General features: G+C 67.7%; 7 protein-coding genes and 1 pseudogene. 2 read left to right on the top strand and 6 right to left on the bottom strand.

Going from position 1 to position 9,456, the window contains the following annotated elements:
- Nucleotides 1-152: 152 nt before the first annotated feature.
- From U9980_RS12750 to U9980_RS12735, 4 genes are read right to left on the bottom strand one after another with little or no spacing between them, the layout of a single operon-like run.
- On the bottom strand, nucleotides 153-1,415 hold the full coding sequence (locus tag U9980_RS12750) for a Wadjet anti-phage system protein JetD domain-containing protein (RefSeq protein ID WP_322768099.1): 1,263 nt from the start codon (nucleotides 1,413-1,415) through the stop codon (nucleotides 153-155).
- A complete protein-coding gene (locus U9980_RS12745) occupies nucleotides 1,412-4,813 on the bottom strand; it encodes an ATP-binding protein (protein ID WP_322768098.1) in 3,402 nt (1,133 codons plus the stop codon). Before U9980_RS12745 ends, U9980_RS12750 begins: the two co-directional genes overlap by 4 nt.
- The gene (locus tag U9980_RS12740) at nucleotides 4,810-5,793 is read right to left on the bottom strand and encodes a DUF4194 domain-containing protein (protein ID WP_322768097.1); all 984 of its coding nucleotides are present in this window, start codon (nucleotides 5,791-5,793) and stop codon (nucleotides 4,810-4,812) included. Before U9980_RS12740 ends, U9980_RS12745 begins: the two co-directional genes overlap by 4 nt.
- Nucleotides 5,790-7,328, bottom strand: a complete 1,539-nt coding sequence (locus tag U9980_RS12735) for a DUF3375 domain-containing protein (RefSeq protein ID WP_322768096.1) — start codon at nucleotides 7,326-7,328, stop codon at nucleotides 5,790-5,792. Before U9980_RS12735 ends, U9980_RS12740 begins: the two co-directional genes overlap by 4 nt.
- Nucleotides 7,329-7,716: 388 nt before the next feature.
- On the opposite strand from U9980_RS12735, the gene U9980_RS28535 reads away from it, so the two are divergent.
- Nucleotides 7,717-7,902: a transposase gene (locus U9980_RS28535; protein WP_416210259.1), complete on the top strand. Its 186-nt coding sequence runs from the start codon at nucleotides 7,717-7,719 to the stop codon at nucleotides 7,900-7,902.
- Here U9980_RS28535 and U9980_RS12725 read toward each other — a convergent pair.
- Both U9980_RS12725 and U9980_RS12720 read right to left on the bottom strand, forming a co-directional pair.
- Nucleotides 7,853-8,134 (bottom strand): annotated as a pseudogene (locus tag U9980_RS12725) (excinuclease ABC subunit UvrA); the annotation flags it as partial. The gene U9980_RS28535 and the pseudogene U9980_RS12725 overlap by 50 nt on opposite strands.
- A complete protein-coding gene (locus tag U9980_RS12720; protein ID WP_322768094.1) occupies nucleotides 8,131-8,538 on the bottom strand; it encodes a VOC family protein in 408 nt (135 codons plus the stop codon). The gene U9980_RS12720 and the pseudogene U9980_RS12725, both read right to left, overlap by 4 nt.
- Nucleotides 8,539-8,616: 78 nt before the next feature.
- Here U9980_RS12720 and U9980_RS12715 point away from each other — a divergent pair, with 78 nt between their 5' ends.
- On the top strand, nucleotides 8,617-9,399 hold the full coding sequence (locus U9980_RS12715; protein ID WP_322768093.1) for a TetR/AcrR family transcriptional regulator: 783 nt from the start codon (nucleotides 8,617-8,619) through the stop codon (nucleotides 9,397-9,399).
- Nucleotides 9,400-9,456 lie beyond the last annotated feature (57 nt).

Raw genomic sequence — 9,456 nt, 5'->3', positions numbered from 1 at the left:
TCAAGATCTCGCGCACCGTCATCTCGCGATCTTCTGGTTCACGGCCGCGCGAGCTCCGGCTACTCGGCACGGCTCATCATCATCCGGTAACCGGCGCCCACCGGCGCCCTGGCAGCCTGAGGTCTTGCGGGGTGCCCACAAGACCGATCGGCTCACGAGTAACGAACATTGATCGGAGCTGGCTGGGGCGCGGTTGCACGAGATGTGCGTGGCTGAAGTAGTCGTAGTGCGGTGAGCGCGTCTGTGAGCGGGATGCGTTCCTGCTCGAGCCGTCGGTGCCGTGTCCAGGCGGGGTCCGTGAGGGCGTGGTACATGGCGCGTTCGTCGGCAGTCAGATGCGGTACGTCGCGACGTCTGCCTGGGCCGAGTGGTGTGCCGCGACGGTCAAGTGAGGTACCGAATTGTTCGTACTGTTCGAACGTCGTCATGTCCATGAGCATCGAGACGGCGGGGACGCCGTCGGCTCGAAAGCCATTAAGGATTTCAAAGCCGGCTGCGTCGATGTCGCCCCAGTAGACGAGGAGTGGCGTGGCGATCAGCCACGGAAAGGCGGCGGCTGTGGCGCCGCCGAAGCCGCCGCCCTCGATGCTCACGCCGCCGGACACCGGTGGGAAACCGACGGCGGTGTCCTTGTTCTCCGAGATGACGACCACCTGCGGTTCGTACCCCAGCTGGACGCGGTCGCCGATGCTGATGCAGTCATGGTGCCGGCCACCGGCCGCGCGGTGGTGTAGGTCGAGGTAGGTGAGGTGGACGCGTGCCGGGTGCGCTGGCGAGACTGGCAGCGTGTCTAGACCGGCGAGCTCGGCGACGAGGTGCTGGCGCGTGTTGAGCCACTTGGCGTGCATGCCGGGCACGGGAACCTGCCGCGGCGTGAGGCCGGTGGCATCGTGGTCGCGGAACCACGCTGCGGCGTCGCACAGCAGTGCGAAGTCGACGTCGGTCCAGTCGTCGACCTCGCGCAGCATCCGCGGCAGGTCCTCCTGCGACCCGAATCGTTCGACGAGCGTGGCGGCGCGGTTCCTGCCCCGCGCGAGGCGTGTGGTCCAGTCGTGGCCGCACAGCGCAGCAGCCGCCTCGACGTCCTGCACCCGCAGGTGTGTGGGGATGGCCTGAATAGTGCTGTGAACCCGGCGTGTTGCGTCGACAAGGTCGACGCCGCGTCCGGCGTGGCGGGTGTGCCATTGCCGCCAGGCGAGTGCCTGGCCCTGGTAGGCGGCGAAGTGCTGTTCGAGGTCTGCCTTGTTCGGTGCTCCGAGGGGGAAGGAGTGGGGCCACGCCGGCGGGTTGATAACCCCTGGTGTCTGCTCTTCAGCTTGGGCGGTCCGGCGGAGCGCGGTGTGGTTCGCCGCCTGCGGCCAGGTGCGGCGCAGCCGGGCGGTCACCTCGGTTACGACCTGCTCCGGCGTCTTCACGTGCGTGGCCCGGCCGGGTTGGTAACGGAGACCGGGGTCTCGTCGTCGATGCCGCATAGTCGGGTCACGTGCGAGTAGCCCTTTGGGGATTTGGTGACGGTGAGGATGAGCGGCATGGCTGGCTCGAGCGCGGTCACCTTGTCGAGTGGAGCGCTGACGATCAGTTGGAATCCGAGTTTCTTCCACGCCTGGACCGACCGGCCGGCGAACTCGGAGTCGGACTTGATGAAGCCCTCGTCGAGGAACACGGGGGCGAATCGTGGCCGGCGGTCCTCGTCGCCGAGCTGGTAGCGCAACGCGGCGCCGACAACGAACGCCATCAGCTCCTGTGTCTCGCCGCCGCTTTTGCCGCCGAGGGACGCGTACGTGGCGAGCTCGCGGCCATGGACGTCGACGCGGACGGCGGTGATCTCCACGTGCCGGCGCACGTCGAGGTACACGTCGCGGTTGACGCCGGCCGGTCTCGCACCGTCGTCAGGCTTGCGCAGGAGCGCGATGAACGACCGCAGCTGCAGGAACCGCTGCTCGGCCTGCTCGTCGCTGACGTCGTCGGTGACGCCGGATGCGAGGTGCGCGAGTTGTCTGCGGAACCGGGCGACATCGTCGGATTGAAGCACCCTCAGCGAGATGCGCAACCGGTCGTTCGCGGGGCCGAACGGCAGGGCGGCGAGGATGTCGTTGATCGGGTCGAGGCGGGCGCGGATCTCGTCGAACGCGGCGCCGAACGCGCCCGACAGAGGGACAAGGTCCTGCCCGCTCCACTCCGATAGGCGGCGGCGCCATTCGTGGCGGCGCTCGGCGAGGCCGACCGCGACGATCTTGTCGAGGATGTCGCGGTACTCGGGGTAGGAGTCGATGCCGACGCCGCGGTTCGGGTCGGGCCAGCGGGATTGGAATTGCTCGAAGGTGCCGATCAAGGTGTTGGTCGCTTCGGAGACCTTCTCCCGGGCGCGGGACGTTCGTTCGATCAGGCGGGAGCGGATCTTTGGCAGGCTGCGGTCGAAGTCGGCGAGGCTGTCGAAGCTGCCGACGTCGGTGAAGACCGTGTCGAGGTAGTCGCGCTGGCTGTCGGTGAGTGTGACGGTGCCGTCGGCATCGATGTGGTCGATCGCGAGCGTCGTCTCGTCCTGCTGCTCGCACAGCTTCGCGTATTCGGCCTCGACAACGACGAGGCGGTCGTTCGCGCGGACGAACTCAGCCTGCACCTCCGACATCAGCTGTTCTAGGCCGGAGTGCTGTTCGTCGAGGGCCGCGAGGACGTCATGTGCCGTCAGCAATCGGGCGAGCTCGCCCTGCTTGCCAGTCAGGTACGCCTGGCTGCCGTCAACGTCGATGTCTGCCCATTCGGTGGCCTGCACCCATTTGTGCGCGCCCTCGAGCTGGTGCAGCCGCAGCCCCTCTTGGCCGAACGAGGCTTCACGGCGCAGGAGGTCCCCGAGGGAGACGTCGAGGGCTGCGATCTCAGCGTTGATCTCGGCGAGCCGGTCGGCGGAGGAGAACCCGATGACGGATGCGTCGGTGAGGTCGCCGTGCGCGCCGCGGCGGCCGTTGCGAGTCTGCCCGTTGCGGGTGACGCGTGCTCCGTCGCCGTCGAGGTCCGCAGGCGTCTCGACGCATAGGTGGTCGGTGCTGCGGCGGGTGACACGCTCGCGGATCCACCAGCTGAACGGGGACTCCTTATACAGCAGCTTGCCGGACACGTAACGCGGGTTACCGGGCTCCTCTGCGTGGGCGCGGAGTGCGACACCTTCGAACTGGACGCGGATCGGCAGGCGGATGGGGTCGATGGCGCGTGAGAGCTGCCGCAGGCGACGGTCGTCGACGAGCAGGATGCGCGCGATCGAGTAGAGGGTGACTTCGGCGGCCTTGCGCCACTCCTGCTCGCCGGGTGCGACGTCGATGAGCTCGGCGACGAACGGCAGCTGGGCCGGGTCGATGTCGGCGGCGGCCGCGATCGCAAGGCGTGCCTCGTGCAACCGACGCGGGACACGGCCGGTGCGCCCCGTGAGCGAGTTACGGTCGGCGTCGAGGTCGGCGCGGCGGGCCTGCGCGGGCCAGCCTTTCTTGCGCAGGCCCGCCTGCTCGTCTGCCAGCTCCTCGAGCGTGGCGGGCAGCTCGCCGAGGAATGTCCGCGCGGCGGTCTGCGCGGCGGCGAAGTCGGCTGCTGTCGCCGGGTCGATGCCGAGGTCGATGGTGCTCGCGGCGAAGCGGTTGCGACGGTCCCGGGCGGTGTCGCGGGCGCCCTGGGCGGCTTCGATCTCGGCTTTGAGGCGCTCGATGGTGTCGCCGCCGGCAGCGCGTCGCGCCTCTTCGACACCGGCGATTTCGCCCTTGAGCCGGGTCTGCTCCTTGCGGGCAGCGCGGGTGCGCTCTGTGAGCAGCGGGCGGGACTCAAGCGCGGTGCGTGTGGCGACGTCGAGCAGTCGGTCACGGGTGCGCAGCTGCCACAGCAGGAATGGTGTGTCGCCGGTGCGAGTGGCGCCGAATGTGTCGATGAGTCTCTCGTCGGCGTGGGCCTGTCCGCGCTCGTCCCACAGCTGTGGCAGCCGCGCAAGGGTGTGCTGCTTCGCCGCGGCGGTCTGCATCTCCTGATAGGACGCGTCGAGGTCGTCGAAATGCTTGGCGGCGTTGTCGGCGGCGACGTAGGTGGCGGGCTGCTCGAGGACCATCGCCTTGTACAGCCCGTCGACGGTGCGGACCTGCTGCCCAGCCTGGATGCGGGCGAGCAGCCGCAATGCCTTGGCGCCGTCTCCTCCGGCGCCGATGCCGAGCCGGTCGAACAGCCGCTGCGCGAACTCGGTGTAGGAGGTCGCGACGAACATCGACGGCCAGCGGGTCTTCAGAGTGCCCTTGTCGAACTTGGCCGCAGCGAGCGGCTCGAGCTCGCGCAGGTCGAGACGCCCTTCGAGGGTGGCCATCTTCATCATGACGTCCTTGGACGCGACAGCGCCACGCGACACGTGGTAGGCACGTAGCACCGTGAGTCGGCGGCCGCCACCATCGGCGAACGTCAACGCGATCGCGCCCCAGGTGGGACCGTCGACGCCACGCAACACCTTGTCGGTGAGCGCTCCGGTGCCGGCTTCACGGCTGTCGTCGGTCTTGCCGCGCAGGTAGGTGAGCAGGTTGCGCTGCTCCGAGTTGCGGGCTCGGCCGGCAGCCGCATCGTTGGAGGCGCCGTTAAACGGGGTGTCCGACGGCATCATCAGCGCGAGATAGGCGTCGAGGACGGTCGATTTCCCGGTGCCGGACGCGCCAGAGACCAGGGTCGCTTCCGCGTCGAACTCGATGAGAGTGCAGCCGTGGAACCCGCCCCAGTTGACCAGCTGCATCGACTCGGCAATCCATTGGGTCTCGCCGGTCTCGGTCGGATCAGGCAGCAGCGCCGGTTGGCTCATGCGCACCGTCCTGTCGTGTCGGTGTCGTCGTCAGCTGCGTCGATCCAGCCGAGGTCCTCCCCAGGGCCGGTGCTGTTGGCCGTGGGCTCGGCGCCGAAGTCGAGTTGGGCCGCGAGGGTGCGGTTGCCCGCGTCGGCTGCGGGGATCTGGCCGTTGAGGGTGAGAAGGGTGTCCAGGAGCTCCTGCAGGCGCTGCAGCGGCAAGAGGACTTCGATGACGGGGGCGACACGCAGCCGCTGTTCATCCGCGGTCTTGAGTAAGATGCCGGAGCGCTGCAGCGACACGATCGCGTTCTCGACCTTGCGGGCATCGCCGGAGCGGTCGTTGGCACCCGGCGGGCGGAAGTGCGCAACGGCGTCGAGAAGCTCTTCGCGGTCGACGAGGACCGCGTCCGTACCGTCGGCGCGTTCGGACCGGAACCGTTGCCGGAGGAAGATCAGCAGAATGGTTTCTTCGCGGGTATGCGCGACGTCGTGCAGCAGTGTGGGAAAGCGCCCGTCGCCTTCGGGGACAGCTTGACGCTTGAACGCGATCTGGGCGTGCAGATCGACGTGCAGGTCGAGGAACAGGTCGTTGAGCCGGGACCGCAATGGAACCTGAGCGTCTATGAGGGTGCGCCATTCGGCGGGGTTCTGCTCGGCACTGATGTAGCGGTGTTTGAGGAGGTACACGAGGGTACGGCGCTGCTCATAGGTGAGGGTGCCTTCGTCGCCTTCGAACAGCGACACGCTGCGGCCGTCGACGTCGACATCCTCAACGACGCCGGGTCCGCTGATGAACGCGTCGCTGCCAGCGTCGTCGAACTCGTCGTCGAACTCGTCGTCGGGGTCCAGATCGTCGGGGTCGAGATCGTCGGCCAGGCCCGTCATGACAGGTTCGGGGACGGCCATCGGTTTCTGCTCGCTGTAATCGTCAGTAAGCCGCTGGGCCGGCTGGCTGGTGCTGCGGTCACCGTAGGTGGCGCCGGCTGTGGCGGTCATGGGCTGACTCCTTCGGCGAGGACGTCGGCGGCGGCCGTGCGCAGCGGCAGGACCGGCATGGCGAAGACGCGGCGGGCACCGTCAGGGCGGACCGCTTCCACGCGTTCCTCCCGTGCGAATGCGGCCACGTGCGCTCCGGCGTCGGTGATGTCGCTGTCGGGGCTGTCGGGGCTGTCGGCCCGGGCACCGAGGAACAGGTGGATGAGTCCGAGGAGTTCGACGGGCCGACGCAGGTCGTCCGGGAATGCCGCGAACACTGCCGCGATGCTGTCGACCTCGCCGACGGCCGTGGCGGCGATGAGCTCTTGGCCGAGTCGGGTGAGGGTGGGGCCGCCCTGGTTGCGGATGGCGTCGAGGTCTAGTACGGGCGGGACGGTGTCGGAGACTTCCTCCAGCGGCGGTGGCAGGGCGTCTTCGGCGGGGTCCCAGAAACGTTCTCGCAGGTGCTTGACGTCAATTTTCGCGGGTACGACTTCGATGCCGACCCTGGAGCGTGGGCCGGCGGCGCGCATCCAACTCGCGAGCTGCAGGTTGATCTGCCGCAGGGTGACGTCGAGTTCCCGGTCATGGACGACGTTGTAGTGGACGATGTGGTCGCGCAGCGTCGCGGACAAGCGTTGCCGCTGGGTGAGGACGTCACGGATGCCCTCCTGGATAATCTTCACTGTGCGGCGGAACTCGCGCTGCTCGGCGGGCGTGAGTGCCTGCGCGAACGGGTGCGTAAGGATGATGTCGAGGTCGCGGCGCAGGTCGACCAGCAGCGGCTCGTCCCGCAGCAGTGTGAACGCACCCTCGAACGCACGCCCTTCAGCGGTGAGCTTCATCAGCGAGTCGGACTTCGCGAGGTAGTCGTCGATGACCTCGACGATGGGACGGGTTTCACCCCGGAAGTCGCTGATGATCTGCTGGTGCATCGCGGCGACGGCTTCCTCGACGCGCTTGAAGTCGCTGGGCAACTGCCCGATGAGCGACAACAGATTCGTGTAGCCGTCAAGCATCTGGTCGTTGGTAGCAGGTTGGATGTCGCCGCCGGCTTCGAGACGGTCGCGTTCGGCGGTCAGCTCGGCGATCTGTGCGTTGAGCCGTTCGATGCGCGTCTGCCGGTCGGGGTTCGCTTCGGTGGCGAAGCGGCGGACGACGTCGAGGATGGTGTGGATGCGAGACTCGCTGATGAGGGTGCGGTCGCGGGCAAGGGACTGGACGAGGTCGAGCGCTTCGAGGGTGTACGAGGTAAGTGTGTAGTGCTCGGCGCCGTCGTCGTCGCGGGTGCGGACGAGCCAGTTGTGACTGAGCCATTGCATGCACAGGGCCCGGCCCACACCGTCGGGGACAGGCTCGCCAGCGAGACGGAGCTCGTCGAAATAGTTGTCGACCTGCTGGTGCAGGCGCTCGGCAGCGACAGCGCGCTGGTCACGGGTGAACGTCGTGCGGAAGACAGCGAGGACCAACGGCGCCCACTTGCGATCGAGCAGCCGCAGGGTCGGCTTGTCGAAGGCGTCACGGACTCGCGCGAGCTCGGCGAGGATGTCGCTCACGTCGGCCGCCTTCCTGTTCCGGTATCGGTATCGGTATCGGTACACGGTAGATGCTGTATCCGACAGTTCCACGGACATCGACTGGCCGCCGTGCGCACTGCGCACTCCTCCCGATACACCTGCCGGAAGGGCGCGCATCCGTGATCGATCTATGGTGGGCCCTCGTGGAGCCCGTTCGGGATCTTGTCTGGTACAGGCGGCGTGTGGCCTTCGTGACGGCTTGCGGCGTGGGTGGGCGCCTGCTGCCAGGTCGGGACCGTCGGGACTTCGGAGCTGTCGGATTCGGATGAGGAGCGGGACGTGGTCGAGCCGCTTCTGCCCGCGCCGAAGAAGGACCGCCGTCCGAAGAAGCACCAGCCGCCGGGAAATCGTCGACGCAATCCTGTAGGTGACGCACAACGGCTGCGTGTGGCGGGCGCTGCCGGCGGGATTCCCTCCCTGGCCCAGGTTCTACGATTTCTTCCGCACGTGGGAGGACAGCGGTGTCACGAAGAAGCGCCACGACGCGGTACGCGACCAAGTCCGCCGGAGCTGGGTAGCAGCGACTGGACGAACGCCGCATGGGTCTTGTTGAGCAGCCGTCTGGATTCCGCCGCGATCGTGTCGAACGCCAGCGACGACTTCCCCGATCCAGATACCCCGGTGAATATCGTGATCTTGCGTTTGGAGATGTCGACATCGACATCGACATCGACATCGACGCCGTCGAGGTTGTTCTGCCGGGCGCCGCGGACGCGGATGACGTCGTGGATGATGATCCCGCTCTCCCTGATCGTCGGATGGCGGGCAGTGCGTGGTCCGATCAGCTTCGGTCGCCGGCCCAGGAGCGCCCGCCCTCGACCCACTCGACGAGTTGGATGACGACGCCGTTCGGGTCGGTGACCTGGAACAGCCGCTCGCCCCACTCCTCCTCCTGCATCGGCATCGTGATCGGCACCCCTTCCCGACGCAGTCGCGCCTCCTGCGCGGCAAGGTCGGCCACGACCAGGGCGACGATCACGCCGGCCGCGGATTGGTCGCGCAGACCCTCGGGTAGCACCTCGATCCCTCGCCGCAGCAGCACGATGTCGACGGCGGCATCGTCACGGCCCAGGGAGACGAAACCTTCGGCGACGACCCTCTCCCGGTATCCGAAGTGATCGACGAGGAAGTCGCGGGAGGCTGCGACGTCGTCGACCGTCAATGAAAGGGTGGTGGATGTGACCTGCATCAGGACTCCTCGACTTGCCGGCAAAGAACTCTGTACACGGTACTCTGTACGTCGTACAACGTAGGCGAGGGGCGAGCGATGCCCGCTTACCGAAGCGGTTCAGGTGATCCAGCTCGCACGTTGGCGCTGCTGTGGCGCGAGCCCGGGTTCGGGCAGTCGGCGCGCGGACCCAAGCAGGGACTGTCCGTCGACAGGGTCGTCGACGCCGCGATCACGCTGGCCGACACGGCTGGCCTGGACGGGCTGTCCATGCGCAGCGTCGCCCGTGCCGTCGACGTCTCAACGATGGCGCTGTACACCTACGTCCCCGGCAAGGCTGAACTTGTCGACCTCATGCTCGACGCCGTATACCTCCGCATGGAACGCCTCCCGGTCGACAGGAAGTCCTGGCGGTCCCGGCTCACCGCCATCGCCGAACAGAACCGGGCCCTGTTCGACATGCACCCGTGGATCGCCGACGTATCCACCGCCCGGCCACCCCTCGGGCCCGGGCTCATGGCGAAATATGAGTACGAACTGTCCGCGTTCAACGGCTTGGGCCTTGACGACGTCGCCATCGACGACGCCCTCACCTACCTGCTCACCTTCGTCCAGGCCGCAGCCCGGGCGGCCATCAGCACCCGGGCGTCACAGCTCGACAGCACGATGAGCGACGAACAATGGTGGGCCGCCAACGCACCCCTGCTGGCCCGCGTGTTCGACTCGACCGCCTACCCCACTGCGGCCCGAGTCGGCACTGCCGCCGGCGCCGCCCATGGCAGCGCCTATCACCCCGACCACGCATACCAGTTCGGCCTGGCCCGGGTACTCGACGGGCTAGCCGCCCTCATAGGTGGACAGCAGGCCAGCGCCGGCCGCTAACCACACTCGTGCCGCACCCTGGCCAACCAGCCGCGTCACAGAGTCGAAAGATCGAAT

This window comes from Protofrankia sp. Cr1 (genome assembly GCF_963555865.1).
Taxonomy (GTDB): Bacteria; Actinomycetota; Actinomycetes; order Frankiales; family Frankiaceae; genus Protofrankia.
The sequence above is the reverse complement of the archived record's forward strand: the minus strand, read 5'-3'. Positions and strand labels throughout refer to the sequence as shown.

Excerpts from the sequence above, each read along its gene's own strand:
- U9980_RS12745 (WP_322768098.1), bottom strand. The coding sequence starts at position 4,813 with ATGAGCCAACCGGCGCTGCTGCCTGATCCGACCGAGACCGGCGAGACC.
- U9980_RS12740 (WP_322768097.1), bottom strand. The coding sequence starts at position 5,793 with ATGACCGCCACAGCCGGCGCCACCTACGGTGACCGCAGCACCAGCCAG.
- U9980_RS12720 (WP_322768094.1), bottom strand. The coding sequence starts at position 8,538 with ATGCAGGTCACATCCACCACCCTTTCATTGACGGTCGACGACGTCGCA.
- U9980_RS12715 (WP_322768093.1), top strand. The coding sequence starts at position 8,617 with ATGCCCGCTTACCGAAGCGGTTCAGGTGATCCAGCTCGCACGTTGGCG.